The 26,216-nt window shown below is 70.7% G+C and carries 17 protein-coding genes; 14 read left to right on the top strand and 3 right to left on the bottom strand.

Annotation, left to right across the window (positions count from 1 at the left end):
- The first annotated feature begins 63 nt into the window (after window positions 1-63).
- Genes Q7A36_RS21430 through Q7A36_RS21415 form a run of 4 tightly spaced genes read left to right on the top strand, consistent with a single transcriptional unit; the run spans window position 64 to window position 4,646 of the window.
- Window positions 64-2,151, top strand: coding sequence for a HAMP domain-containing methyl-accepting chemotaxis protein (locus tag Q7A36_RS21430; protein WP_305105787.1), 2,088 nt, complete (start codon window positions 64-66; stop codon window positions 2,149-2,151).
- Between the two features lie 3 nt (window positions 2,152-2,154).
- Entirely contained in the window at window positions 2,155-3,027 is an 873-nt protein-coding gene (locus Q7A36_RS21425; protein WP_305105786.1) for a CheR family methyltransferase, read from the top strand.
- A gap of 42 nt (window positions 3,028-3,069) precedes the next feature.
- A complete protein-coding gene (locus Q7A36_RS21420) occupies window positions 3,070-4,158 on the top strand; it encodes a protein-glutamate methylesterase/protein-glutamine glutaminase (RefSeq protein WP_305105785.1) in 1,089 nt (362 codons plus the stop codon).
- Window positions 4,155-4,646 (top strand): chemotaxis protein CheD, encoded by a 492-nt coding sequence (locus Q7A36_RS21415; protein WP_305105784.1) that lies wholly within the window; start codon window positions 4,155-4,157, stop codon window positions 4,644-4,646. Before Q7A36_RS21420 ends, Q7A36_RS21415 begins: the two co-directional genes overlap by 4 nt.
- 643 nt (window positions 4,647-5,289) lie before the next feature.
- Here Q7A36_RS21415 and Q7A36_RS21410 read toward each other — a convergent pair.
- Complete coding sequence (locus Q7A36_RS21410; RefSeq protein ID WP_305105783.1) at window positions 5,290-7,413, bottom strand: methyl-accepting chemotaxis protein; 2,124 nt, start codon at window positions 7,411-7,413, stop codon at window positions 5,290-5,292.
- On the opposite strand from Q7A36_RS21410, the gene Q7A36_RS21405 reads away from it, so the two are divergent.
- Complete coding sequence (locus Q7A36_RS21405) at window positions 7,412-8,041, top strand: COG3415 family protein (RefSeq protein ID WP_305105782.1); 630 nt, start codon at window positions 7,412-7,414, stop codon at window positions 8,039-8,041. The two genes, Q7A36_RS21410 and Q7A36_RS21405, sit on opposite strands and share 2 nt — an antisense overlap.
- A 47-nt stretch (window positions 8,042-8,088) precedes the next feature.
- On the opposite strand, the gene Q7A36_RS21400 is transcribed toward Q7A36_RS21405, so the two are convergent.
- The gene (locus Q7A36_RS21400; RefSeq protein ID WP_305105781.1) at window positions 8,089-10,161 is read right to left on the bottom strand and encodes an HAD family hydrolase; all 2,073 of its coding nucleotides are present in this window, start codon (window positions 10,159-10,161) and stop codon (window positions 8,089-8,091) included.
- Between the two features lie 855 nt (window positions 10,162-11,016).
- Here Q7A36_RS21400 and Q7A36_RS21395 point away from each other — a divergent pair.
- From Q7A36_RS21395 to Q7A36_RS21365, 7 genes are all read left to right on the top strand, one after another.
- Complete coding sequence (locus tag Q7A36_RS21395; protein WP_305105780.1) at window positions 11,017-11,886, top strand: dimethylarginine dimethylaminohydrolase family protein; 870 nt, start codon at window positions 11,017-11,019, stop codon at window positions 11,884-11,886.
- Window positions 11,883-13,277 (top strand): FAD-binding oxidoreductase, encoded by a 1,395-nt coding sequence (locus Q7A36_RS21390; protein WP_305105779.1) that lies wholly within the window; start codon window positions 11,883-11,885, stop codon window positions 13,275-13,277. Before Q7A36_RS21395 ends, Q7A36_RS21390 begins: the two co-directional genes overlap by 4 nt.
- Before the next feature lie 183 nt (window positions 13,278-13,460).
- The gene (locus tag Q7A36_RS21385; protein WP_305105778.1) at window positions 13,461-14,693 is read left to right on the top strand and encodes an MFS transporter; all 1,233 of its coding nucleotides are present in this window, start codon (window positions 13,461-13,463) and stop codon (window positions 14,691-14,693) included.
- Between the two features lie 123 nt (window positions 14,694-14,816).
- Window positions 14,817-16,268 carry an MFS transporter gene (locus Q7A36_RS21380; protein WP_305105777.1) on the top strand — a complete coding sequence of 484 codons (1,452 nt, stop codon included), beginning with the start codon at window positions 14,817-14,819 and terminating at the stop codon, window positions 16,266-16,268.
- A 124-nt stretch (window positions 16,269-16,392) separates the two neighbouring features.
- The gene (locus Q7A36_RS21375; RefSeq protein ID WP_305105776.1) at window positions 16,393-17,613 is read left to right on the top strand and encodes an efflux RND transporter periplasmic adaptor subunit; all 1,221 of its coding nucleotides are present in this window, start codon (window positions 16,393-16,395) and stop codon (window positions 17,611-17,613) included.
- Between the two features lie 4 nt (window positions 17,614-17,617).
- Window positions 17,618-20,815 carry an efflux RND transporter permease subunit gene (locus Q7A36_RS21370; RefSeq protein ID WP_305105775.1) on the top strand — a complete coding sequence of 1,066 codons (3,198 nt, stop codon included), beginning with the start codon at window positions 17,618-17,620 and terminating at the stop codon, window positions 20,813-20,815.
- 130 nt (window positions 20,816-20,945) lie between these two features.
- Window positions 20,946-23,300, top strand: coding sequence for a xanthine dehydrogenase family protein molybdopterin-binding subunit (locus Q7A36_RS21365; RefSeq protein ID WP_305105774.1), 2,355 nt, complete (start codon window positions 20,946-20,948; stop codon window positions 23,298-23,300).
- Between the two features lie 43 nt (window positions 23,301-23,343).
- Here the strand turns inward: Q7A36_RS21365 and Q7A36_RS21360 are convergent, their stop codons facing one another.
- Window positions 23,344-23,967: a hypothetical protein gene (locus Q7A36_RS21360; protein WP_305105773.1), complete on the bottom strand. Its 624-nt coding sequence runs from the start codon at window positions 23,965-23,967 to the stop codon at window positions 23,344-23,346.
- A 313-nt stretch (window positions 23,968-24,280) separates the two neighbouring features.
- Between Q7A36_RS21360 and Q7A36_RS21355 the strand changes: the two genes are divergently transcribed.
- Both Q7A36_RS21355 and Q7A36_RS21350 read left to right on the top strand, forming a co-directional pair.
- Entirely contained in the window at window positions 24,281-25,945 is a 1,665-nt protein-coding gene (locus Q7A36_RS21355) for an FAD-dependent oxidoreductase (protein WP_305105772.1), read from the top strand.
- Window positions 25,942-26,196 carry a DUF2783 domain-containing protein gene (locus Q7A36_RS21350; RefSeq protein WP_305105771.1) on the top strand — a complete coding sequence of 85 codons (255 nt, stop codon included), beginning with the start codon at window positions 25,942-25,944 and terminating at the stop codon, window positions 26,194-26,196. The genes Q7A36_RS21355 and Q7A36_RS21350 overlap by 4 nt, the downstream gene beginning before the upstream one ends.
- Window positions 26,197-26,216: the final 20 nt, after the last annotated feature.

Genomic DNA, 26,216 nt, shown 5'->3' with positions numbered 1-26,216 from the left:
CCGCCCGAACTGCCGAACGATGCCCGAGGCGCGGCCGCCGGGCGTGACCAGGAGCTCAGCACCATGCGTATCACCGTGAAGGCCCGGCTCGGGATGGCCTTCGGCACCATCATCCTGCTCTCCGCCGCCACCGCGGCGCTGGGCATCGAAAGCCTGGGAACCGTGAACGCTACCATGCGCGAGCTGGTGGATGGTCCGGTGCAGCGGTCCCTGCTCGTCAAGGACATCGTTATCGCCGTCAACAACGCGGTTCGGACCGAGAAGAACCTCGTCATAGCCAATGATCCTGCCACGATCGAGCGGCAAGTCCGCGAGATGCAGGAGCGGAACAAGGCGGTGACCGACCTGGTCGAGCGGTGGAAGATGATCGCTTCGCCTCAGGGTCGGCAGAAGCTCGATGCCTTCAATGCGGCCTGGCAGAAATATCTCGCCGCGCAGGACCGCATCCGCACGCAGGCGACCCGGAACACCATCGTCGCTGCACGCGACATGTCCCAGCGCGACGGGGTGGCGGCGCTTGCCCCGGCGCTCGCCATGCTCCGCCAGCTCGCGGACCGCCAGGGCGATGCCGGTCGCCTCGCGGAGCGGATCTATGGCCATTTGCAGGAAGTATTGCGGGCGGAAGCCGATTTCATCCTCGCCACCACCGATGACGACATGAAGCGGTACCAGCAGGCCCAGGACTCGATGCTGGCCGAACTGAGCAGGCTGCGCGAACAGTTGCGTGGCGTGCTCCCAGCGCCGGATCGCGCCCTGCCGGAGCAGATCGCCCGCAGCATGGACGCCTGGTTGCCCATCCACCAGCGGGTGCTCGAACTCGGGCGCCAGGACTCGAAGGGGGATGCAATCCGGCTCTCGCTCGGCGAGGGGCGTGACGCCACGGCCGAGGCACAGCGTATCCTGGGAGAGGTGGTCAGCCTGAACCAGGGCTTCATGCAGGAAGCTCAGCAGGGCGCCGACAGGCAATACGTGGCTGCCCGCAACTGGCTGGTCGGCATCGCGGCCGGCTCGACCCTGCTGGCGATCATCGCCGGTACCGTCATCGCGCTCGGCATCAGCCGCAACCTGCGCCGTGCCGGGGCACTCGCGCAGGCGGTGGCCGAAGGCGACCTCACCCGCACGGTCGAGAAGCCGTCCCAGGACGAGGTGGGCGACCTGGTCCAGCACCTGAACGCCATGATCGGCCGCCTCCGCTCCGTCGTCGGCGAGACGCTGGCGGCGGCGGAGAACGTGTCGTCCGGCAGCCAGGAGCTCTCGGCGTCTGCGCAGCAGTTGTCGCAGGGCGCGACGGAGCAGGCCTCCTCGACGGAGGAGGCCTCGGCCTCGATGGAGGAGATGGCGGCGAACATCAAGCAGACGGCGGACAATGCCAGCCAGACCGAGAAGATCGCGCGGCAGTCCTCGTCCGATGCGCAACTGACCGGCGAGGCGGTGGGCCGTGCGGTGCAGGCGATGCAGACGATCGCCGAGAAGATCACCATCGTGCAGGAGATCGCGCGGCAGACCGACCTGCTGGCGCTGAACGCGGCGGTGGAGGCGGCGCGGGCTGGCGAGCACGGCAAGGGCTTCGCGGTGGTGGCGTCCGAGGTGCGCAAGCTGGCCGAGCGCAGCCAGACGGCGGCGGCCGAGATCAGCGGGTTGTCCTCGGCGACGGTGAAGGTGGCGCAGGAGGCCGGGACGATGCTGGCGCGGCTGGTGCCCGACATCAAGCGGACGGCGGAGCTGGTGGAGGAGATCAGCGCGGCCTGCCGCGAGCAGGACATCGGCGGCGAGCAGGTGAACCAGGCGATCCAGCAGTTGGACAAGGTGACGCAGCAGAACTCCTCGGCCTCGGAGCAGATGTCGGCGACCTCGGAGGAGCTGGCGGCGCAGGCCGAGCAGTTGCAGTCCAGCATCGCCTTCTTCCGGGTCGATGGCGGCGCGCCGCCGCCGCGTCCCTCGGCGGCGCCGGCGCCGCAGCACCCGGCGACGCGGGTCCAGGTGGTGCGCCTGCACGACGCCCTGCAGGCCAATGGCCGGCCGCGCCCGCAGCGCCGGCCCGCGGCGCCGGCGCCCGCGCCGCGCCAGCAGCGCGCCGCGGCCGGCGGCGGCGTCGCCCTCGACCTCAGCCCGGGCCCCGATGCCCATGACGCCGATTTCGAGCGGTACTGAGCCATGAGCCAGACGGCGAGCGCCGAGCGGAGCACGGGTCAGCTCGATCATCTGAGCGACAGCCAGTTCCGCCGTCTTGCCAAATTCATCGAGGACTACGCCGGCATCAAGATGCCGGCGACGAAGAAGACGATGCTGGAAGGGCGCCTGCGCAAGCGGGTGGCCGCCGCCGGCTGCGCCAACCTGGCGGACTACTGCAACTACCTCTTCGAACGGAACGGGCTCGAGCTCGAGACGCTCTCGCTCATCGATGTGGTGACGACGAACAAGACCGAGTTCTTCCGCGAGCCCGAGCATTTCCGCTACCTCGCGGAGAAGGCGGTGCCGGAGCTGGCGCCCTGGAAGCGGCCGGGCAGAGGCGCGGTGCTGAAGGTCTGGAGCGCGGCCAGTTCCACCGGTGCGGAGGCCTATACCCTGGCGATGGTGCTGACCGACCTCGCTGCCCGCACCGCACCCTTCGAGATATCCATCCTCGGCACCGACATCTCCACCCGGGTGCTGCGGACCGCGGCGCTCGGCATCTATCCGGAAGCCATGGCGACTCCGATCCCGGCGCCCATGCGGCAACGCTACCTGCTGCGCAGCAAGACGCCCGGCCAGGGCCTGGTGAGGGTCGTGCCCGAATTGCGGCGCCTCGTGCAGTTCCAGCGCCTGAACCTGATGGATGACAGCTATCCGATGGGGCGCGACTTCGACGTGATCTTCGTGCGCAACGTGCTGATCTATTTCGACAAGCCGACGCAGAACGGGGTGCTGGAGCGGCTCTGCGACCATCTGGTGCCCGGCGGCTATCTCGTCCTCGGCCATTCCGAATCCCTGGCCGGCCAGAGCGTACCTCTCCGTCCCGTGGCGCCCACGGTCTTCCGTCGCCTCTGACCCCCTGTCTTCCCGTTCTCCTGACCTGATCCGGACGAATCCATGGCTGGCAAGATCCGCGTCCTCATCGTCGACGATTCCGCCACGGTGCGGAACGCGCTGACCGAAATCCTGAACTCGGACGACGAGATCACGGTCATCGGCAGCGCGATGGACCCCTTCGTGGCGGCCCGCCGCATCCAGCAGGAATGCCCGGACGTCATCACCTTGGACGTCGAGATGCCGCGCATGGATGGGGTGACCTTCCTGCGCAAGATCATGGCGCAACATCCCATCCCCGTGGTGATCTGCTCCTCGCTGGCCGGGCCGGGCAGCGAGACGCTGCTGGAAGCGCTCGAGGCCGGGGCGGTCGAGGTGATCGAGAAGCCGCGCCTCGATACGCGCCAGGGCCTGCTGGAATCGCGCATGCGGATCTGCGACGCAGTGAAGGCGGCGGCACGGGCACGGCCGCGGCGGAACGGCGCCGGCGGCGCGGCCGGCAGCACGCGCCGGCCGGTGCAGGAGAAGCTGACCGCCGACGCGGTGCTGCCCCGGGCGACGCCGCGCAAGTCGATGGCGCAGACCACCGAGGCGGTGATCTGCATCGGCGCCTCCACCGGCGGCACGGAGGCCCTGCGGGTGGTGCTGGAAGCGCTGCCCGCCTCGGCGCCGGGCATCGTCGTGGTGCAGCACATGCCCGAGAATTTCACCGCCGCCTTCGCCAAGCGCCTCAACACGCTCTGCGCCATGGAGGTCAAGGAAGCGGCCGATGGCGATTCCGTCCTGCGCGGGCGGGTGCTCATCGCGCCGGGCAGCCGGCACATGCTGCTGCAGCGCAGCGGCGCGCGCTACTATGTCTCGGTGAAGGACGGGCCATTGGTGTCCCGCCACCGCCCCTCGGTCGACGTGCTGTTCCGGTCGGCGGCGCAATATGCCGGCGCCAATGCCGTGGGCATCATCATGACCGGCATGGGCGACGATGGCGCCCGCGGCATGCAGGAGATGCATGAGGCCGGGGCCCTCACGGTGGCGCAGGACGAGGCGACGAGCGTCGTCTTCGGCATGCCGAAGGAGGCGATCCAGCGGGGTGCCGTCGACCGCATCTTGCCGCTCGAGCAGCTCGCCGCGGAGATCGTCCGGGGCCGCATGTGATCTGGCTCGGTGACCCCGTCATACCGCAGCGATTCCTGCACGCGGGTGAGATCCACTGCGCGGCAAGGCCTTCCCTTGTCACGACCATCCTTGGCTCCTGCGTTGCCGTTTGCCTCTGGGATTGCCGGCTGCATATCGGCGCGGTGAACCATTTCGTCCTGCCGGAGTCCCCACCCGGCGGCGGCGGCCCGCGTTACGGGGATGTCGCCATCGATCTGCTGCTGAAGCGGATGGTGGCCATCGGCTGCCGGGTCGAGGATCTGCGCGCCAAGATCTTCGGCGGCGCCTCGACCCTGATCGGTCTCAGCGGGAACAACGATGTCGGGGCGCGGAATGTCGCCCTGGCCCTGGAACGGCTGCCGCAGCATGGCGTGCAGGTGCTCCTGCGCCGGACCGGCGGGACCCGGGGCATCCAGTTGCGCTACTGCACCTGGAACGCGGAAGCCTTCGTGCGACCGATTGGTGCGGTGAGGCAGCCGCCGAAGTGAAGGGGCACAACCTCCGCTGCTGAAGCCGGCCCCATTCAGGCTGTCGGGTCGGGGCCAGTGTTCGGCTTGCGATTGCGGGCGAGGACGGGCGCCGTGTCCTTCGGGACCCTGCCCTCGGGCGTTCCTTGGAGCGCCGAAGGACGGAGGGCGGGGATGGGGATCATCACCCGGTTGGAGCGGCGACGTCGGCACCGATATGTCGCACGGCGGGGAGCGACGCGGACGACGAGCCGGACGGCCGCATCGGGATCTTGCTGCCGGACGGCAGGGCGGTACGGGTGACGGAGGTGGTCAGCGCCGCGGCACTGCATCGCGTGGTGGCGGTGCTGCGCGGATGATCCCGGTTCCGACTGGCGTGCACGTCCGGCTGGCCGCCGGCCATACCGCTTGCGTCGTGGGATGCACGCGCTGGCTCCGCAGGTGCAGCAGGCGCCCGGGCGTGATCCGCACGCGGGCAACCTGTACGTACTCCGCGGCCGCAGGTGGCCTGCAGGCCCGATGCAATCGGCCGGAGACATCCCCGACGCACTTGCCGGCCCGAATGGGCGGGACAGTGCGCTCCTCTCGCGGGTTGACCCTGACCGGCATGCGGCAGGTGTGATTCCGGCGACGTGGCGATGTCAGGCCGCCCGCGCCGCGGGCCCTATGCCGCGCAGCGGTCGCGGGCGCCCGGTTCGATGGCAGCGACGTCGCGCAGGAAGCCGCCGACCTCCTGGTCGAGGTTGCCGGCGTGTCGGGAGAGCTCCTCGGCCGAGGCCAGCACCTCGCCGGAAGCGGCGGAGGCCTCCGACGCTGCCCGGCTGACCCCGCCGATGGCACCGGTGACGTTCTGCGTGCCCTGGGCGGCCTGCTGCACGTTGCGGGCGATCTCGGCGGTGGCCGCGCCCTGCTCCTCGACGGCCGCGGCGATGGCCGAGGCGATCTCGCTGACCTCGCCGATGCGGGCGCTGATCGCCTGGATCGCACCGACCGCATCCCCGGTGGCCGACTGCATCGCCCCGATCTGGGCGGCGATCTCCTCGGTGGCCCGCGCGGTCTGGGCGGCGAGGTTCTTGACCTCGCCGGCGACCACCGCGAAGCCCTTGCCGGCCTCGCCGGCGCGGGCCGCCTCGATCGTGGCGTTGAGCGCCAGGAGGTTGGTCTGGGCCGCGATGTCGGTGATCAGGCGCATGACCTCGCCGATCTTCTGCGCGCCCTCGGCCAGGCTATGCACCACCTCGTCGGTCCTGCGGGTCTCGTCCACCGCCTGGCCGGCCGCCTTCGAGGACTGCGCCACCTGGCGGGTGATCTCGGCGATGGAGGCCGAGAGCTCCTCGGCGGCGGCGACCGTCTGCACATTGGCGCTGGTCTGCTCGGCGGCCGAGGTGACCGCGCCGGCCTGGGAGAGGGTGCCCTCGGCAGTGCCGGCCATGCTGCGGGCGGTGCCCTGGAGCTGTCGCACTGCACCGCCCAGCGCCTCGACCGTGTGGCGCACCTTGCCTTCGAAGCCGTGCAGCAGCGCTGCCAGCCGCTCGGCCCGCTCCAGCCGCGCCGCCTGGTCGGCTGCGCTCGTCTCCTCCAGCCTCATGCGGTCCGCGGCGTTGCGCTTGAACACCTCGACGGCGCGGGCGAGCGTGCCGACCTCGTCCCCGCGGCCGGTTCCCTCGACGGCCAATTGGAGGTCCCCGCCAGCAATGCGGCCGACCTGGTCGGCCATGCGGGCCATGGGGCCCGTCACGTCGCGGGTGACGACCAGATGCCCGATCGCCAGCAGCGCGACGGCGAAGCCGAGCGTGACGCCATCAACGAGCAATGCGCGCTGCCGGGACTCCGCCTCGGCACGGGCGATGCCCACGGCCTCCCCGAGGCTGGCGCGGACGACATCGGCGACGGAGTTCAGCATCGTGGTGTTCCGCCGTTGCAACTCGACCAGCGTCATCGTGGGCCGCCCCGCCTCCAGGCTCTTTGCCACCTCATCGAGGTGGGCGACGAAGGCGGCGGGAAACACCTCGTTCGCGCGGCGGATGGCTGCCACGAGCGTCTCTCCGAGGCCTGGCCTGGCCGCGGCGGCGTTGATACGCGCCCAGGCGCCTGAGGCGCGGCCGCGCAACTCGGCCATCGCCACGATGTCGGCAGCCTGCAGGGTGCCGCCGCGCGCCAGGGCCCCCTCGACATGGAGCGTCATCAGCCCGCCGGCGAGCCGGGCCGCCCAGGCGTCGTACTTGACGGCTAGGGTCTCGTCGACGCGGTTGCTGATCAGGCGGACCCGGCCGATCACCTCGTCATGGGCGGCGATCAGGGCGTCGAGATAGGCTTGCGTGGCGCGAGGGGCCTCCGCCGCAGCCTCCGCCGGCCGCTGCGCGCGGGGAAGCCCGAGCGCGGCGTCGATCTGCGAGCGGAGTGCGGCGACGCCATCCCTGGCGCGGGCGAGGCGTTCCGCCACGGGGGCCACGGCGGTGCCCTCGACCGCCAGCTCTGCCATGGCACGCGCGAGCGCCTCGTCCGAGGCGCGGCGGGCGGTCCCGATGCGGTCCCGGAGCGCCACATCGGCAGGGGCATCGGAGGAGAGGCCGCCCAGCAGGGCCCCGCGCTCGAGGCGGGCGGAGAGCATCGCCTCGAAGAGTTGCTCGCCGATGCTCGTCATCGAGACGACGAGCCGGGAGGCGTTGCTGTCCCGCAGGCTGGTGGTGAAGCCCAGCGCGGCGAAGGCGAGCAGAAGCAGGCCCAGACTGCCCATGACGGTGGCGAGCTTGGCACGAATGGAAAGACGGCTCAGGAGAGAGTTCATGATGTTGCCTGACCCGCAAGCAGTGCGGCCGTCCGCATCAAAGCCGATGTGCCGGATGAATGCGCGAGACATCGGGGCCGGAGGTGCCTCATCGTGCGGCGTCGCTGGGCAGGCCCCGCCCGGCGCCGCGGCGAGGCTGCGTGCATCGGCACGGCAGAAGGCAGCGACGACCACGCTTGGTCATACGGGCATCGAGCAGCGATCCGGGAATGACGATCTGACCAAGCCGGCTACCGAACAGGTCTCATGGTGCTGTGTGCCGTGCGATGGTTCAGGCGTGGCGCTCCATCGTGACTTCCGCAAGCCCGATCCGGCCACCCAGGCATGGCGCCGCCGGGTGGCGGTTGCCGTGGTCGAAGCCGGCAGTATGCGGGTCGAGGCCGCGGCCGCGGTCGGCGTGAACCGCCGCTTCCTTGGCGAGTGGGTCGGGGCGGCGCTGCAGTTGGGGGACGCGGCGCTGGAGGCCAGGCGTCGTGGTCGCCGACCGGGCAAGCAGAAGCCCCTCTCGCCGGCGCAGGAGCGGCGGACCCGGCGGCCGATCGCGGAGCGCTGCCCGGATCAACTGAAACCCATTCGAAGACAGGGAACATGGGCTTACCTGCCCGTCGACGAAATCCGCCTGGCCTGACGTCCTGCGCAGCGGCCAGGATGCCTGGCAATGCAGATCCCGGCATGTCATCCGACGGATCGGCCGAGGCGGCGAAACAGCCATCGGGCCCGGTGCTCCAGGTCCCGGTACGTCATGGAGGGGATTGGCCAAGGCAGGCTCGCCCGGGCAGTGCCGCCGCGCCAAGGCGACCTCCCGATCCTGCGAAGCGTCCTCTGCGGCCAAAGCACCCATTCGTGCAACGGGACAGGATTGACGAGGGCCGTGATCCGTTCGGCGTTGATACCGGAGATGAACGGAACCCGATTTATGGCTTTGACCTGTTCGGCCGTCGGACGCGTCAACAGTTGCTCGAGATCCACTAGCGCGCTGCACGGATCGACGCCGTCCTCCCAGGCACCATCGAGGATGGTGTCGAGCATCTCGATCTCGGCCAGACACTCCCGCTCGATTACCTCGAATGCGCGCCGTCGGCTGGAAGCGCCTGGCTCCTGCTCCACGGCCAGGTTGGGGTGCGCGATCTCGCCGGCCATCTCGTACTGGATGGTGGACCCGTGTGGCGCCGAGAAGAACAGTTCGGGCACGGCATAGCCATCCGCCACGACGTCCATGGCAGAGCGGGGATGCCCAAATGCGAACAAGTAGCCGGCGGCATTCCCGGGATTGAGCCTTTCCCGCAGTGCGTTCGGCCAGAGCCCCACATAGCAGCCGAACACCTCGTCAGGACGCAACCCGCCTGACATCTGCAGCGCTTCCTGGATGGAACCCCGCCAGCCGATGTCGGCGACGATCCGCGGACCAGGCTCCAGGAAGCCGGACTGGCGGAGATAGGCGAGCAGGGCTGCGCGGCGTTCGGCCATGCGCGCGGTGAAGAAGGCCCGCTGGCCCTCGAGCAATCTGAGCACTTCGGCTTGACCTGCCCCCTGCCCCAAGCGCATCGAGGGGTCCATTCCGAGTTCACGGAGCATCGCAGCGGTTTGCTCCCGGGCGGTGCCGATCACATCGAACGCCGTATCGAGGGTCTGGCCGCTCAGGCTGCCGGCGATCTCGCCCGCCACCCATGCGAGATCGTTCATGCGGGCCGGCAAGACGACCGCGCGTCGTGATGCATACAAGTAGTGGAGCCGTGCTCCCGGAAGAAGACGCGGGGCGAGACGCTGAGCGATTTGCCAGGGCAGGTAGCCATCTCGTGCGACGAAGTAGACCCGGTCGATGCCGCGCTTGCGCGCCTCGGACAGCACAAAAAGGGTATAGCCAAGCAGCAGGATCGTCCCGTAGCGCGCAATGTCGATGGCATCCCTCTCCGGGGCAGCGCCCTTCTCGGCGTGCCGGCCATCACTGTCCTGACGGGACTGTTGCACGGCCAATGAGCGCCGATGGCTGTGCAACAGCCGCACGGCGGTGGAGGCACCGGCCAGGCGATCGGCCTCCGGGGGCCTGCCGCGCTGTGGGATGTGCACTGCCGTGATGCCGTGGGCCTCAGCGCGAGCGACATCCGCTATCGGGTTGTCCCCGAGATGGACGACTTCCCGCGCCGTGCAGCCGATCCTGTTGAGCACGAAGGGGAACAACCGCCCTGAGTGCTTGCTGAGACCTGCATCCGCAGAGGAGAAGACTTCGAAATCCCTCTCATAGCCATTCTTCCGGAGCAGTTCTTCGATCCAGGCGCCCGGCAATGGACTGTCAGAGACAAAGATCAGCTTCTGGCCCGCCGCGCGGCCCATGACCGCCATCCTCAGGGCCGCTGCCGCCCGGCATACGCTGTGCTCCGTCGCCAGTTCTATCTTGGCGAGTTGTTCCGCTTCACCACGGTCCCCGACCAGCCCCCATTGCAGGAAGCGCCCGTAGATCTCTGCGATAGTGACCTCGTCCCGACCCTCGGCCTCGACCTCGGCGCGGGCTGAGCGTTCGGCCTCGACCCGATATTCGCGGAATGCCGCGGCTGCGAACGTCGTGAGCCCCCGGGCCCGGGCCCGAGCGCCGGTCGCCAGGTGCACGTCCTCCGGCCGGGCAAGGAGACGCACCAGAGCGGTGTCAAATACGTCACAGCTTACGACGGGGAAGTTGGCGATCCTGGATGCCAGCGCACCAGGGCCCGGCGCAGTCGCGACGGGACGTCCGCGCTTGAAAAGCGTAAACATTCTACCACCAATTTCTTTCCTTAGTTGATATTACGTTCCAACATATCGTGTCAATCCGCATCGATTTCCAAGAGTCGGACGGAAGCCGGAAATCGAGTGGGTGACAGACAATCTGTGCGGCCCGACGGCGTGGTCTGGAGTTCCGGAGCAGTAATCAGTCGATGCGACTGCTGATATGGCCGCCGGCCAATTGATCGAGCACGGCAGCGATATGAGCGCTCGTCCGCTGATAATCGAACCGGTTCTTGACGGGATCCGGGGTGACGGGGGCACGTCGCACGACCAGGGCTGCGACGAGAGCGCCGTGGAGGGCATTGCCGCGGCGCCCGGCGTTGCGGGCGTGCGGCCTGGCTCGGCTGCTATCCGGCGGACCTGCTGCCGATCATCGTTCGCCGCCCCGCAGGCGCCACCGGCTTGGTCGTGCAGCCCCGGTACTGGGGGCCGAGAGATTGCTCGGCTGGTTCGGCCGCTGGCGCAGATATCCCGCGTCGGATCCCTGCTGCGGAGGCCATCAAGGAGGTGACGTCGCCCAAGCCGGGCACATGGAGGCACTTGTGCCCAGAACGATCTTCCGCATCCGCCATGGTCGCCAGCCATGTATTTGACGGCCTGAGCAGTGGTGAAGCGCTGGGCTGTCGAACGGACCAGCATCCGGCCGAACCGCTGCCGTCGCTTGGCCAGTGATCGGGAGTGCCTCGACCGGTCAGGCCTCTGCGTCCTGCGTTGGGCTTCGGCCCGCCTCGTGCTCCGAAGACTTTGCCAGAACAGCAGATGAGCCCGGATCGAGTCCAAGCCCGGAACAAGCCCGCCGCCCCACCGCTGGACGCCGGGCCTCACGGGGCGCACCTTGGCCGCATGCCGCCGCCCTTCACCGTCGCCTCCGAGACCGGACGCCTGACCGAGGTGCTGGTCTGCGCGCCCGACCACTACCGCTGGATCCCGACCAACGCGATCGCCCGGCGGACCCTGGCTTCGGGCGGGCAGCCCGACCTGCAGGGCCTGCAGGCGCAGCACCGGGAGCTGGTGGCGGCGCTGGAGCAGGGCGGCGCCCGGGTCCACCACCTGCCGCCCCAGCCGCACCTGCCCTACATGGCCTATACCCGCGACAGCGTGGTGGTGACGCATCGCGGCCCGGTGCTCTGCCAGCTCGAGCGGCCGCAGCGGCGCGGCGAATACGCCCATCTCATCGACTGGCACGAGGCGCAGGGCTCGCGCTTCTGGCGCAGGTCGTCGGCCGGGACGCTGGAGGGAGGCGACATCCAGATCCTCCGCCCCGGCCTCGCCGTGATCGGCGCAAGCGGCGGGCGGACCGACCTGGAGGGCGCGGAGCAGCTTGCCGGCTGGCTGCGGGCGGAGGGCTGGGAGGTGCGCGTCGAGCCCTTCGACGAGCATTTCCTGCATCTCGACGTGATCTTCTGCCTGGCCGCGCCCGGCCTCGCCGTCGCCTGCCTCGACGTGCTGGACCCGGGCTTCGTCGCCTGGCTGCAGGGGCACGGCATCCGCTGCATCCCCGTGCCCTACCGCGACGCCATGCGGCTCGGCTGCAACATCCTGGCCCTCGGCGCGGAACAGGTTATATCGGCGGCCGAGAGCCGCGACCTCAACGCCGCGCTGCGGGCGGAGGGGCTGGCGGTGCTCGACCCCGCCCTCTCGCTCTTCACCGCCGGCGGCGGCGGACCGCATTGCTTGACATGCCCGCTGGCGCGGGACGAGGACACGCCATGAACACGATCGCCTCGCGTCCGGTGGACGCCGTCATCGCCGCCGCGCGGGAGTTCCTCGGCGACCGCCTCTCGACCGCCCAGGCGATCCGCGAGCAGCACAGCCGCGGCGAGGACCAGACCCCGCCGACCCTGCCGGACGCCGTCGCCTTCGTCGAGAGCACCGAGGAGGTCAGCCGCCTGCTCGCGCTCTGCCACCGGCACGAGGTGCCGGTCGTCGCCTTCGGCGCCGGCACCTCGCTGGAAGGGCATGTGAACCCGGTGCGGCGCGGCATCTCGGTGGACCTCTCCCGCATGACCGCGGTGCTGGAGGTCAATGCCGAGGACATGGACTGCCTGATCGAGCCCGGCGTGACCCGCCAGCAGCTCAACGACTACCTCCGCGACCAGGGCATGTTCTTCCCGGTCGACCCCGGGAGCGTCTGCACCATCGGCGGCATGTGCGCGACGCGCGCCTCCGGCACCAATGCGGTCCGCTACGGCACCATCCGGGAGAACGTCCTGGGGCTGGAGGTGGTGCTCGCCGATGGCCGCGTCATCCAGACCGGCGGCCGCGCCCGCAAGGGCGCCAATGGCTACGACCTGACGCGGCTCTTCATCGGCTCGGAAGGCACGCTCGGCATCATCACCAAGGTGCGGCTCCGCCTGCACGGCATCCCGGAGGCGATGTCCTCGGCGGTCTGCCAGTTTGCCGACCTGGAATCGGCGGTGAACTCGGTGATCGTCACCATGCAGTCCGGCATCCCCGTGGCGCGGATCGAGCTGATCGATGCGGACCAGATGGAGGCCTGCATCAGGTACAGCAAGCTCGAGGGCCTGCGCGCGACGCCGACGCTCTTCCTCGAATTCCACGGCACCCCGGCCGCGGTGCAGGAGCAGGCGGAGGCTGTGCAGGCGATCACCGCCGATTACGGCGGCGACAACTTCCGCTGGGCGACCGATACCGAGACGCGCACGAAGCTCTGGCAGGCGCGGCACGACGCCTATTGGGCCGGCATCAACCTGATCCCCGGCTATCGCGGCATCACGACGGATGTCTGCGTGCCGATCTCGAAGCTGGCCGATGCCATCGTCGGCGCCAAGCAGGATGCGATCGCGGCGGGCTTCACCACCTGCATCGTCGGCCATGTTGGCGACGGCAATTTCCACCAGATCATCCTCTTCGACCCGAACGACCCGACGGCGCTCGACCGCGCCTGGGAGCTCGACCGCAGGATCGTGGCGCGCGGCCTCTCGCTCGGCGGCACCTGCTCGGGCGAGCATGGCGTCGGCATCGGCAAGCGGGAATTCCTCGAGGCCGAGCACGGCGTCGAGGCGTTGGCCGTCATGCGGGGGATCAAGGCGAGCCTCGATCCGAAGGGGATCCTCAATCCGGGGAAGCTGTTCCGGAACTGAGACAGGAAGAGTGGGAGGGGAGGGAACTCCCCTCCCACGCCCACCCTACCTTTTTCCGTGAGTCTGCAGGCTGCAACAGCGGACTCAGAGAAAAAGGTGGGTTGGGGGGTACGGGGGGTTCGGCGCACTGCGCCGAACGTTCTCTCCCTTCCCCCCGGGCCACAAGCAAAATACGGGGGAAACGTGCGTCGCCTCTCCGGCCCCGAGCTGCCGATCCTGGCGCTCACCCTTGGCCATGTCTTCTCGAATGCCGTCCGCACCCTGCCGGCCATCGCGGCCGACGTTCTCTCGCGCGACCTCGGCCTGACGCCGGAGGGGCTGGCGGCGCTGACCGGCGCCTTCCCCGCCACCTTCGCCCTCGCCATGGTCCCGGTCGGCATCGGCCTCGACCGCTGGGGCGTGCGGCGGACGGCGCTGGTGCTGCTCGGGATCGGCATGGCGGGCAGCGCGCTCGCCGCCCTCGCGCCCGGGCCGGGCACCATGCTGCTGGCGCAATGCGTCCTCGGCATGGGCTGCGCCGGCGCGCTGATGTGCCCGATGACCTATGCCGCGCGCGCCATGGACGGCCATCGCTTCGCCCTCTGGTCCGGCATCATCCAGGCCTTCGGCAATTGCGGCATGCTGCTCAGCGCCTCGCCGCTGGCGCTGCTGGTGGAGCGGCAGGGCTGGCGCGCCGGCTTCTGGGCCTCCGGCGCGCTGGCGGCGCTGGCCTTCGTCGCGGTCGCCGCGACGGTGCAGCGGACGCCGCCGGCGCAGGCCGGCCGCCGCTCGCTCTGGCAGGACACGCGGGATATCCTGGCGATCGCCGTCTCGCCACGGCTGCGCGCGCCGATGACCATCGGCTTCGCCAGCTTCGCCGTGGTGCTGGGCGTGCGCGGCCTCTGGGGTGGGCCCTGGCTGATGCAGGCCAAGGGGCTGACGCGGGTCGAGGCCGGCAATGTGCTGCTGCTGGTCGCGGTCGCGCTGGTCGCCGGCCCGGCGATCGCGGGCGTGGTGCAGCGCCTCGTCGGCCGGCCGGTCGCGCTGCTGGCGGGCAGCCACCTGACGGTGGCGGCGCTGGTGCTGCTGCTGCCGGCGGGCGGGCCGGGCGGCTGGCTGTCCCGCGCGCTCGGCCAGGAGGTGCTGCCGGCCTCCTTCGATGCCGCGGTCATGGTGGCGATCGGCCTCGTCATCTCCTTCCAGATCCTGGTCTTCGCCCAGGTCCGCGCGGCGGTGCCGCCGGAGCAGACAGGCCGGGCGCTCTCGGCCAACAACATCGCCTTCTTCGGCGGCGCGGCGGTGCTGCAGGCGGTCTCGGGCTTCGCCGCGGCCTGGGGCGGCACGGGCGCGGCGCTCTCGACCTTCGCGGTGGCGCTGGTGGTGTGCAGCCTCGCCTATCTCTGGCTGCGGCGGCCGGGCCGCCCTTCGCTGCCATGACCATGCCGTGAAAAGCGCGGCGCCCGGCCATGCGGCCAGCGGCAGCGCATTGTCGGCGCCGAGGCCAGCGGCAATCCTCGCCGCCATGCCGATGCCGCCGATCTCCCCGCCGGGCCGCGCCGCGTGACCGGCGCCCTCGCCACGCCCTGCGACGCCGCCGTGGCGGCCGCCCGCCCGCCGGCGCGCAACCCCGCCTGCCGCTGGACGCTCGCCGCCTGCATCCTCGGCTCCAGCCTCGCCTTCATCGACGGCTCGGTGGTCAATGTCGCGCTGCCGGCGCTGCAGCGGGACCTCGGCGCCGATGCCGCCGCCCTGGCCTGGACGATCAATGCCTATCTCCTGCCGCTCGGCGCGCTGATCTTGCTGGGCGGCGGCGCGGGCGACCATTTCGGCCGGCGCCGGCTCTTCCTGCTCGGCCTCGGGCTCTTCGGCCTGGCCTCCGCCGCCTGCGCCGCCGCGCCCTCCATCGCCTGGCTGCTGGCCGGCCGGGCGATGCAGGGGGTCGGCGCCGCCCTGCTGATGCCGAACAGCCTCGCCATCCTCGGCGCCACCTTCCAGGGCGAGGCGCGCGGCCGCGCCATCGGCACCTGGGCGGCGGTCGGCGCGCTGGCCGGCGCGATCGGGCCGCTCGCGGGCGGGTGGCTGGTGGAGACCGTGGGTTGGCGCGCGATCTTCCTGATCAACCTGCCAATCGCCGCCGCGGCTGCCTGGCTGGCGCATGCGCATGTGCGGGAGAGCCATGGCAGGGCCGCCGCCCGGCTGGACTGGGCGGGGGCGGCGCTGGCGACCCTCGCCCTCGCCCTGCTCACCTGGGCGCTGACCGAGGCGGCGGGGCGCGGCGCCGGCGGCCTCGTCCTGCCCGCCACGCTCATGGGCGCGGCGCTGCTGGCCGGCTTCCTCTGGCTCGAGCGGCGGCGCGGCCCGCGCGCGCTGCTGCCGATGGCGATGTTCGCCTCGCGGCCCTTCCTCGGCCTGACGCTGCTCACCTTCCTGCTCTACGGCGCGCTCGGCGGCCTGATCGTGCTGCTGCCCTATCTGCTGATCCGCATCGAGGGCTGGTCGGCCCTCGCCGCCGGCGCGGCGCTGCTGCCGCTGCCGCTGCTGATCGGGCTCGGCTCGCCGCTGATGGGGCGGCTGACGGCGCGGCATGGCGGGCGGCTGCCGCTCGCGGCCGGCGCCGCCGTGACGGCGGCGGGCCTCGCCCTCTATGCCCGGCTCGACGGGGAGGGCATCGCGGTCTGGACGGGGCTGATGCCCGCGACTGCGCTCGTCGGGATCGGCATGGCGCTCTCGGCGGCGCCGCTGACCACCACCGTCATGGCCTCGGTCGATGCCGGCCATACCGGCGCTGCCTCCGGCTTCAACAGCGCCGTGGCGCGGCTCGGCGGGCTGGTGGCGACCGCGCTGCTCGGGGCGGTGCTGGCATTACCGGGGCCGGCGGAGTTCATCGCCGGCTTCCGCCTCGCCGCCCTGCTGGGCGCGGCCTGCGCCGGCCTCGCCGCGATAGCGGCGCTGCTGCTGATCCCGCCGCCCGCGCCCGTCGCGGCACCGGCGACGGCGGCCGGATCGGGGTGATCCTTGGCCAGGCCGGCGATGGCGGGATTGTCATCCTCCCACGCCAGCCTTGCCCGCCACCCGGCCAACTGCCAAACCGTACTTCGCTGGTGCAGTATCCCCTGCCCAGAGCCGGACTTCCTGCATGCGTCGTCTCCCCCTCGCCTTGCTTCTCCTCCTGCTTGCGCAGGCGCCGGCGCTGGCGCAGTTCGGGCCGCAGGGGCCGCCCGCCGTCGGCGTCGTCACTGCCGAGAAGAAGCCGGTCACCGAGAGCGCCGAGTTCACCGGCCGGATCGAGGCGGTGAACCGCGTCGAGATCCGCGCCCGCGTCACCGGCTTCCTGCAGGAACGCGCCTTCACCGAGGGCCAGGAGGTCAAGGCCGGCGACGTGTTGTTCCGCATCGAGAAGCCGCCCTTCGAGGCGGCGCTCGAGCAGGCGCAGGCCTCGGCCGCCTCCGCCCAGGCGACGCTCGAGAATGCCCGCATCGCCCTGCAGCGCGCGCGGGAACTGCGGCAGACTGGCTACGGCCCGCAGGTCAACCTCGACAATGCGCAGGCGCAGGAGCGGACGGCCAATGCCCAGGTCCTCGGCGCCCAGGCGCAGGTCCGCACAGCCGAGATCAACCTCGGCTATACCGACATCATCTCGCCCATCGACGGCAAGATCGGCCGCGCCACCTATACGCCGGGCAACGTCGTCTCCCCCACATTGACCGACCCGCTGGCCATCATCGTCAGCCAGGACCCGATGCGCGTGGTCTTCACCATCAGCTCCCGGACGGCGGTGGAGCTGCGCAACCGCTACGAGCCGCGCGGCGGCGTCAATGCCGTGGTGGTCCGCATCCGCACCATCGACGGGCGCATCTATCCGCAGAAGGGACGCATCGAGTTCATCGACACCCAGGTCGACCGCAACACCGACAGCCTGCTGATCCGCGCCCTAATACCGAACCCGCGGCTGCGGGAAGCGATGAGCGGCGGCGCCGGCGACCGGGAACTGATCGACGGCCAGTTCGTCTCCGTCTTCGTCGAGGGCGCCGAGCCGGTGCCCGCCATCGTCATCCCGCGCGCCGCGGTGCTGCAGGACCAGGGCGGCAACTACGTGCTGGTGGTGGATGCCGACAAGAAGGCGCAGCGCCGCCCGGTCGGCCTCGGCCAGACCATCCGCGACCAGGTGGTGATCGAGAACGGCCTGCAGGGCGGCGAGACGGTGATCGCCGAGGGGCTGCAGCGCGTCCGCCCGGGCCAGGAGGTGAACGCCGCCCCGGCCGGCGCGCCGCCGCCCGGCAGCCGGCCGCCCGGCGCCCCGGCCGCCCCGTCCGGCGGACCCGGCGGCGGCACCCCCGCCGGCGGCCGGCAGGGCTGACGCGGTGATCTCCGGCGTCTTCGTCGACCGGCCGCGGCTGGCGATCGTCATCGCGATCGTCACCACGCTTGCCGGCGCCCTCGCCCTGCTGCGCATCCCGGTCGCGCAGTTCCCGGACATCGTGCCGCCGCAGGTCTCGGTGCAGGCGACCTATCCCGGCGCCTCGGCCGCGGTGGTGGAATCGACCGTCGGGCAGATCATCGAAAGCGCCGTCAACGGCGTCGAGAACATGATCTACATGCGCTCGAACAGCGCCAATGACGGGTCCTACCAGCTCTCGGTCAGCTTCGCCCTCGGCACCAACGGCGACATCAACACCGTCAACGTCAACAACCGCATCCAGGCCAACATCGCCCGCCTGCCGCAGGAGGTGCAGCGCGCCGGCCTGATCGTGCGCAAGCAGTCCTCCTCGGTCCTGCAGTTCATCGCGCTGACCTCGACCAACCCGGACCACAACCCGGTCTTCCTGTCGAACTACGCGACGATCAACATGATCGACCGCATGGCCCGCGTGCCGGGCGTCGGCCAGGTGAACCTGTTCGGCCGGCTCGACTACTCGATGCGGGTCTGGTACGAGATCGACCGCCTGACCAACCTGAACCTGACGCCGCAGGACCTGATCACGGCGATCCAGAGCCAGAACGTCCAGGCGGCCGTCGGCCGCATCGGCGCCCAGCCGATCCCGGACACCCAGCAGTTCCAGATCAATATCCAGACCCTCGGGCGGCTGGTGACGCCGGAGCAGTTCGGCAACATCGTCATCCGCGCCAACCCGGACGGCTCGGTCCTGCGGATCCGCGACGTCGCGCGGGTCGAGCTCGGCGCCCAGAGCATGGACACGGTCAGCCGCCTGAACGGCCAGCCGGCGGTGACCATGGGCGTCTATCTCTCGCCCGGCGCCAATGCGGTCACCGTCGCCAATGCCATGCGGCGGACACTGGACGAGCTCGGCACCCGCTTCCCCGAGGGGCTGAAGGCGCAGGTGCTGTATGACAGCACCAGCTTCGTGGTCGACACGATCCAGGAGGTGATCAAGACCCTGCTCGAGGCCTTCGTCCTCGTCGTCATCGTGGTCTATCTCTTCCTCGGCTCGCTCCGCGCCACGCTGATCCCGACCATCGCGGTGCCGGTCAGCCTGATCGGGTCCTTCGCCGTCCTGCTCGCCATCGGCTACAGCGCCAATACCATTTCGCTGCTGGGGATGGTGCTGGCGATCGGCATCGTCGTCGACGACGCCATCGTGGTGGTCGAGAATGTCGAGCGGGTGATGGAGGAGCACCCGGACTGGACGCCGAACCAGGCCGTGAAGCAGGCGATGAACGAGATCACGGCGCCGATCATCGCGATCACGCTGGTGCTGCTCTCGGTCTTCGTCCCGATCGCCTTCATCCCCGGCCTCTCCGGCGTGCTGTTCCGGCAGTTCGCGGTGACGATCTCGGCGGCGATGGTGATCTCGGCGATGAACGCCCTGACCCTCTCCCCCGCGCTCTGCGTGCTCTTCCTCCGGCATACCGGGCCGAAGCGCGGGCCGATCAAGTATGTGCTGCGCGGCATCGACAAGGTGCGGGACGGCTATGCCGCGGTCGTGCGGCGGCTGGTGCGCGTCGCGGTCATCTCGCTCGCCGTCACCGCCGGCCTCGCCTTCGCCATCTTCACCATCGGCTCGAAGACGCCGCAGGGCTTCCTGCCGCAGGAGGACCAGGGCACCTTCTTCGTCCAGGTCCAGCTCCCGCAGGCGGCCTCCCTGTCGCGCACCCGCGCGGCGGTGGAGCAGGTGGAGGGCATCCTGAAGCAGATCCCGGCGGTCGAGAACGTCCTCGCCATTGTCGGCTTCTCGCTGATCGACCAGGGCGCGCAGTCCAACTCCGCCTTCATGGTGGCGCGGCTGAAATCCTTCGACCAGCGGACCAACCCGGCGGATTCGGTCTTCGCCTCCATCGGCCGGGTCTTCCGGGCCGGCGCCGGCGTGCGCACGGCCAATGTCGTCGCCTTCAACCTGCCGCCCATCATCGGCCTCGGCACCGGCGGCGGCTTCGAGTACCAGTTGCAGGACCTGCAGGGGCGCGACCCGGCGGAACTCGGCAGCGCCATGCTTGGCCTCGTCGTCGCCGCCAACCAGGATCCCCGGCTGCAGCAGGTCTTCTCCACCTTCTCGGCCACCAACCCCTCGATCTTCCTCGACGTCGACCGGGACAAGGCGCAGGCCCTCGGCGTGCCGATCAGCGCCATCTTCCAGTCGCTGCAGGCCTCGCTCGGCGGCTACTACGTCAACGACCTGAACCTCTTCGGCCGCACCTGGCAGGTGAACATCCAGGCGGAGGCGCAGGACCGCGACGACATCAGCGACATCTGGCGCATCCGGGTCCGCAGCAGCAGCGGCGTCATGGTGCCGCTGCGGGCACTGGCCGATATCCGCATCGTGGTCGGGCCGCAGACCATCAGCCGTTACAACAACTACCGCTCGGTGCTGATCAACGGCTCGCCCAAGGCCGGGGTCTCCTCGGGCGATGCGCTCGCCGCCATGGAGCAGCTCTCGGCCCGCGTGCTGCCGGCGGGCTACAGCTTCGAATGGACCGGCACCGCCTACCAGGAGAAGTTGGCCGCCGGGCAGACCATCTACGTGGTCGCGCTCGCGGTGCTCTTCGCCTACCTCTTCCTGGTGGCGCTGTACGAGAGCTGGACCATTCCCATCCCGGTGCTGATGTCCGTCGTGGTCGGCGGCCTCGGCTCCTTCCTCGCCATCGTGATCGCGGGCCTCAGCCTCGACGTCTATGCCCAGATCGGCCTCGTCGTGCTGATCGCGCTGGCGGCGAAGAACGGCATCCTGATCATCGAATTCGCCAAGGATGCGCGGGAGCGCGGGATGTCCATCCGCGACGCAGCGATCGAAGGGTCGCGGCTGCGGTTCCGCGCCGTCATGATGACCTCGATCGCCTTCTGCCTCGGCCTGCTGCCGCTGGTGACGGCGACGGGGGCGGCCATGCTGTCGCGCCGCGCCGTCGGCACGCCGGTCTTCGGCGGCATGCTCGCGGCCTCGCTGGTCGGCATCTTCATGATCCCGATGCTCTACGTGACCTTCCAGTGGACGCGGGAGAAGGTGAAGTCCTGGTTCGGCGTGCGCCCGGTCGAGCCGCCGAGCCGCGGCCCGGGGCAGAGCCCGCACCCGGCGCCGGACCAGCGCGTCTCCGAGATGGCGAAGTAGCGCAGGCGTCACGAAACCGTCCCCATCCCGCCGCCGGGATGGGGACAATGCCTTTTCCTGCCCTTTCCCCCTTCACGCCGCCCCCTTCCTCCGCAGATGATGGGGCGAACGCAAGAGACGGGAGGGCCCCATGGCCAAGTTCGGGCTGAGCCAGCCGCTGCGGCGCATCGAGGATCCGCGGCTCCTCAAGGGCGGCGGCCGCTATACCGACGACATCGCGGTCAGGACGGATGCGGCGCATGGCGTGGTCCTGCGCAGCCCGCATGCCGCGGCGAAGATCCTCTCCATCGATACCGCGCCGGCGCTGGCCGTGCCCGGCGTGCTGGCGGTGATCACGGCGAAGGAGTGGAAGGAGGAGGGTCTCGGCGAGATCCCCTGCGTCATTCCGCTGAAGAACTCGGATGGCAGCCCGAGGGCCGAGACGCCGCGCGGCGCGCTGGCCGAGGACCGCGTGCGCTTCGTGGGCGATGCCGTCGCCTTCGTGGTGGCGGAGAACGCCAAGGCGGCGCGCGACGGGGCCGAGGCCGTCGTGGTGGACTACGAGGTCCTGCCCTCGGCCACCGACCTCGCCACCGCGCACGAGGCCGGCGCGCCGAAGGTCTGGGAGGGCGTCGCCAGCAACATCGCCTTCGATTGGGAGACCGGCGACAAGGCCAAGGCCGAGGCGCTGGTGAAGTCCGCCGCCCATGTCACGCGGCTGACGGTGGTGAACAACCGCGTCGTCGTCGCCTCCATGGAAAGCCGCGCGGCGCTGGCCGAGTACGACGCGGCGCAGGGGAAGTTCACCCTGACCTGCGGCACCCAGGGCTCCTGGCTGGTGAAGAACCTGCTGGCCGGCAACGTCTTCAACCTGCCGCCCGAGAAGTTCCGCGTCGTCACCCCCGATGTCGGCGGCGGCTTCGGCATGAAGCTCTACCTCTATGCCGAATACGCGCTCGTCTGCATGGCGGCGCGGCGCCTCAAGCGCCCTGTGAAGTGGGTCAGCGAGCGGACGGAGGCCTTCCAGTCCGACACCCATGGCCGGGACAACATCACCCTCGGCGAGCTGGCGGTGGACAAGGACGGCAAGTTCCTCGCGCTGCGTACCCGCAACTACGCCAATATGGGCGCCTACCTGAATACCTTCGCGCCCATGATCCCGACGATGGCGGGCACCAAGGTGCTGGCCAGCGTCTATGGCTTCCAGGCCATCCATGCCCGCGTCATCGGCGTGCTGACCAATACCGTGCCGGTCGATGCCTATCGCGGCGCGGGCCGGCCGGAGAGCAACTACGTGGTGGAGCGCCTGATCGACGCCGCGGCGCGCGAGCTGGGCATCGACCGCGTGGAGCTGCGCCGGCGCAACATGGTGCCGCAGAGCGCCATGCCCTATGTCACGGCGATGGGGCAGCGCTACGACAGCGGCGAGTTCCCGACGGTGCTGGACGCGGCGCTGACCAAGGCCGATTGGGCCGGCTTTGCGGCGCGGCGGGCGGCCTCCGAGGCGAAGGGCAAGAAGCGCGGCATCGGCCTCGCCTATTACCTCGAGGCGACCGGCGGCGGCCCGACGGAGCGCGCCGAGGTGCGCTTCGCCGCCGACGGCTTCGCCGAGGTCCTGGTCGGCACGCAGAGCACCGGCCAGGGGCATGAGACGGCCTATGCCATGCTCACCTCCAATGAGCTCGGCATCCCGATGGACCGCATCCGGATCATCCAGGGCGATTCCGACGAGATCCCCGATGGCGGCGGCACCGGCGGCGCGCGCAGCCTCTATTCCGAGGGGCAGGCGATCCTGCTGACCACCGCGACGGTGATCGAGAAGGGCAAGCAGGCGGCCTCCGAGCATCTGGAAGCGGCGGTCGCCGATATCGAGTTCGCCCCTGGCGGCTTCGGCGGTGGCGCGGGCGGCAGGTTCAGCGTGGTCGGCACCGACCGCGGCGTCGGCATCCTCGACCTCGCCCGCATCCAGAAGGAGCGGGCGGCGCGGGGCGAGCCGGCGACGCTGCTCGACGCCGCCGAGGTGGCGGAGATCAAGTCGCACACCTTCCCGAACGGCTGCCACATCGCCGAGGTGGAGGTCGATCCCGATACCGGCCTGATCACCGTGCCGCGCTACATCGTGGTCGATGACGTGGGCCATGCCATCAACCCGCTGATCGTGCGCGGCCAGGTGCATGGCGGCGTGGCGCAGGGCATCGGCCAGGCGGTGCATGAGCGCACGGCCTACGACCCGGAGAGCGGCCAGCTCCTCTCGGCCTCCTTCATGGACTACGCCCTGCCGCGGGCGGAGGACCTGCCGGATATCGAGGTGGACCTGATCGAGGTGCCCTGCGAGACCAATCCGCTCGGCGTCAAGGGCGCGGGCGAGGCGGGTGCCGTCGGTTCCCCGCCGGCGATGATGAATGCGCTGGTGGATGCGCTGTCCACGGTCGGCGTGCAGCACATCGACATGCCGGCGACGCCGGAAGCGGTGTGGAAGGCGATCGCCGGGGCCAAGGCGGCGTAGAGGCGACGGGTTCCGCCCGCGGCCGGCGCCGCGGGCGGGGCCGTCACCGCACCACGTAGTTGGTCAGCGTGCAGGTATTGACGTTCCGCCGCTCCTGCTCCTGGCCGCCCTGCCAGACCACCCGGATGTCGTAGCTGCATTCGCCCTGCGGCAGGCGGATGGCGTAGTATTGCCCGGACGGCACCATCGTGTTGTCTCCCAGCCGGTCCGGGCCCCAGTTCCGCTGGCTGCTGGGCGAAGCGTAGAACTGCTCGATCACCCGTCCGCTCTGGTTCACCAGGTTGAAGGACGGGTTGCCCTGCCGCGCCTCCCGCGGCGCTGCGCCGCCGCCACCGAAGACGAGGTCCGTGAGGGCGCAGGTATTGACGTTCCGTCGCTCCTCCGCCGGGGCCGTGCCCTGGTAGACGACGCGGACATCGTAGAGGCAGGTGCCGTCCTGCGGCAGGCGGACGACCTGCCGGCCGCCGGGCGGCACCACCTCCGAGCCCAGCCGGTCATGACCCCAGCTCTGCTGCGCGCTGGGGGAGGCATAGACCTCGTTGATGACGTTCGACGTGTTGTTGACGATCCTGAAGGACGGGTCGTTGCTCTGGGCCGGGGCGGCGGGGGCGAGGGCCGCCAGGACCAGCAGGCCGGGCAGCCCGGCCGTCAGCGCGCGACGCAGCATGGGGAACCTCCTTCGGCGGGGCCGCAGCCTCGGCAGGCTTTCGAGGCCCGGCCCGCAGCAAGCATGTGTGGGCCGGGCCATTCGGACGAAAGCCTGCTGAGGTTCATGTCCGGGCGCAAACCTCGGCAGATTTGCTTAACAAGCCATTTCGCAACCTGACAGTGCGCCCCGCGCCGCGCCCCATCTCGGGCGGCGCCGTGCAGGATGCCGCAACCCGCCCCGTCCGGGTTAGACTGCCCGGCACCCGCCGGAGCCTGGCGGGAGGAGGCTGGGGAGGAGGAATCGATCATGCCGCGCTCGGCCGGCATCCCGCATGGCGCGACGGCAGGGCGGGCCTGACGCCATGCCGCGGACCTACGACAACCCGCGCTTCCCCTATCGCCGCCCGGCGGCGGTCGGGCGCACCGCGCCGGAGGAGGCGTCCGTCGTCATCGCCGGCGGCGGCCTGGTCGGGCTGACCCTCGCCCTCGACCTCGCCCGCCGCGGCACGCCCTCCGTCCTGCTGGACGAGGACGACACCGTCTCCATCGGCAGCCGCGCCATCTGCTTCGCCAAGCGCACGCTCGAGATCTATGGCCGGCTCGGCCTCGGCGACCGCTTCCTCGCCAAGGGAATCACCTGGAACACCGGCCGCGTCTATGTCCAGGACCGGGAGGCCTATGCCTTCGACCTGCTGCCCGAGCAGGGGCATGAATACCCGGCCTTCGTGAACCTGCAGCAATACTACGCCGAGGAATGGCTGGTCGCGGCCTGCGCCGCGACGGGCCTTGTCGACCTGCGCTGGCGCAACAGGGTGGCGGCGGTGGAGAACCGGGCGGACGGCGCCCTGCTCTCGGTCGAGACGCCGGATGGTCCCTATCGTCTGCACGCGCAATGGCTGCTCGCCTGCGACGGCGCCCGCAGCCTGGTGCGGGAGCAGCTCGGCCTGCCCTTCCTCGGCCAGGTCTTCCGCGACCGCTTCCTGATCGCCGACATCGTCATGCGGGTGCCCTTCCCCGCGGAGCGGCGCTTCTGGTTCGACCCGCCCTTCCATCCCGGCCAATCCGTGCTGCTGCACAAGCAGCCCGACGATGTCTGGCGGATCGACTTCCAGCTCGGCTGGGACGCCGACCCGGAGGAGGAGAAGCGCCCCGAGCGCGTCCGCGCCCGCGTCGCGCAGATGCTGGGGCCGGAGGTGCCCTTCAAGCTCGACTGGGTCAGCGTCTACACCTTCCGCTGCCGCCGGCTGGAGCGTTTCCGGCACGGGCGCATCCTCTTCGCGGGCGATGCCGCGCACCAGGTCAGCCCCTTCGGCGCGCGCGGCGGCAATGGCGGCGTGCAGGATGCCGACAACCTGGCCTGGAAGCTCGCCGCGGTGCTGGCGGGGGAGGGACCGGAGGCGCTGCTCGACAGCTACGATGCCGAGCGCATCCCAGCCGCGGACGAGAACATCCTGAACTCGACGCGCAGCACCGACTTCATCACCCCGAAGAACGCGGCGGCGCGGGCCTGGCGGGATGCCGTGCTCGCCCTCTCGGCGCGGCACGCCCTGGCGCGGCCGCTGGTCAATTCCGGGCGGCTGTCGCGCCCCGCGGTGCTGCGCGGCAGCCCGCTGAACACCCCGGGCGGGGAGGAGAGCCCGCTGCCGCCGGGCGCCCCGGCGGTCGACGCGCCGGTGCTCGACCGCGGCCGGCCGGACTGGCTGCTGCGGCATCTCGGTAGCCCGGGAGTGGGCGATGGCTTCACCCTGCTGGCGCTCGCCGGGCAGGGCGCGCCGCCGCCCGTGCCGCCCGCGGGCATGGCGCGGGTGGTGGTGGGGGAGACGGAGACGACCGGCGCGCTGCAGGACCATGCCGGCCTCGTCGCCCGCCGCTGGGGCCTCTCGCCCGGGCAGGCGGTGCTGCTGCGGCCGGACCAGCATGTGGCGGCGCGGTTCGCCGCACCCGATCCCGCCGCCATCGCCGCCGCCCGCGACCGCGCCATGGGGAAGACCGCATGAGCCTCGCCACCGAGCCCCGCCTCGCCGATCCCGACGGCTTCTATGCCGCGCTGATGGAGGCGCATCGCGACCTGGACGAGGCGAGGTCGCGGCAACTCGACGCCGCGCTGGTGCTGCTGCTGGCCAATCATATCGGCGATGCGGCGGTGCTGGCCGAGGCGATCCGGCTGGCGCGGGAGGCGGTGGCCGCGAGTCCCGGCGAGAGCATCCAGGCGCCGAGCGCGTGCCGCGAGAATGCTCCGGGCGATTGAGTGCCCTCGCAAAGGCCATG

The organism is Paracraurococcus lichenis (assembly GCF_030657435.1).
GTDB lineage: Bacteria > Pseudomonadota > Alphaproteobacteria > Acetobacterales > Acetobacteraceae > Paracraurococcus > Paracraurococcus lichenis.
This window is presented reverse-complemented; position numbering and strand designations above follow the sequence as displayed.

What these genes read in the sequence shown, in the direction of transcription:
- Q7A36_RS21430 (WP_305105787.1), top strand. Translation starts at nt 64, where the DNA reads ATGCGTATCACCGTGAAGGCCCGGCTCGGGATGGCCTTCGGCACCATC.
- Q7A36_RS21425 (WP_305105786.1), top strand. Translation starts at nt 2,155, where the DNA reads ATGAGCCAGACGGCGAGCGCCGAGCGGAGCACGGGTCAGCTCGATCAT.
- Q7A36_RS21420 (WP_305105785.1), top strand. Translation starts at nt 3,070, where the DNA reads ATGGCTGGCAAGATCCGCGTCCTCATCGTCGACGATTCCGCCACGGTG.
- Q7A36_RS21405 (WP_305105782.1), top strand. Translation starts at nt 7,412, where the DNA reads ATGATGTTGCCTGACCCGCAAGCAGTGCGGCCGTCCGCATCAAAGCCG.
- Q7A36_RS21410 (WP_305105783.1), bottom strand. Translation starts at nt 7,413, where the DNA reads ATGAACTCTCTCCTGAGCCGTCTTTCCATTCGTGCCAAGCTCGCCACC.
- Q7A36_RS21400 (WP_305105781.1), bottom strand. Translation starts at nt 10,161, where the DNA reads ATGTTTACGCTTTTCAAGCGCGGACGTCCCGTCGCGACTGCGCCGGGC.
- Q7A36_RS21395 (WP_305105780.1), top strand. Translation starts at nt 11,017, where the DNA reads ATGCCGCCGCCCTTCACCGTCGCCTCCGAGACCGGACGCCTGACCGAG.
- Q7A36_RS21390 (WP_305105779.1), top strand. Translation starts at nt 11,883, where the DNA reads ATGAACACGATCGCCTCGCGTCCGGTGGACGCCGTCATCGCCGCCGCG.
- Q7A36_RS21375 (WP_305105776.1), top strand. Translation starts at nt 16,393, where the DNA reads ATGCGTCGTCTCCCCCTCGCCTTGCTTCTCCTCCTGCTTGCGCAGGCG.
- Q7A36_RS21365 (WP_305105774.1), top strand. Translation starts at nt 20,946, where the DNA reads ATGGCCAAGTTCGGGCTGAGCCAGCCGCTGCGGCGCATCGAGGATCCG.
- Q7A36_RS21360 (WP_305105773.1), bottom strand. Translation starts at nt 23,967, where the DNA reads ATGCTGCGTCGCGCGCTGACGGCCGGGCTGCCCGGCCTGCTGGTCCTG.
- Q7A36_RS21355 (WP_305105772.1), top strand. Translation starts at nt 24,281, where the DNA reads ATGGCGCGACGGCAGGGCGGGCCTGACGCCATGCCGCGGACCTACGAC.
- Q7A36_RS21350 (WP_305105771.1), top strand. Translation starts at nt 25,942, where the DNA reads ATGAGCCTCGCCACCGAGCCCCGCCTCGCCGATCCCGACGGCTTCTAT.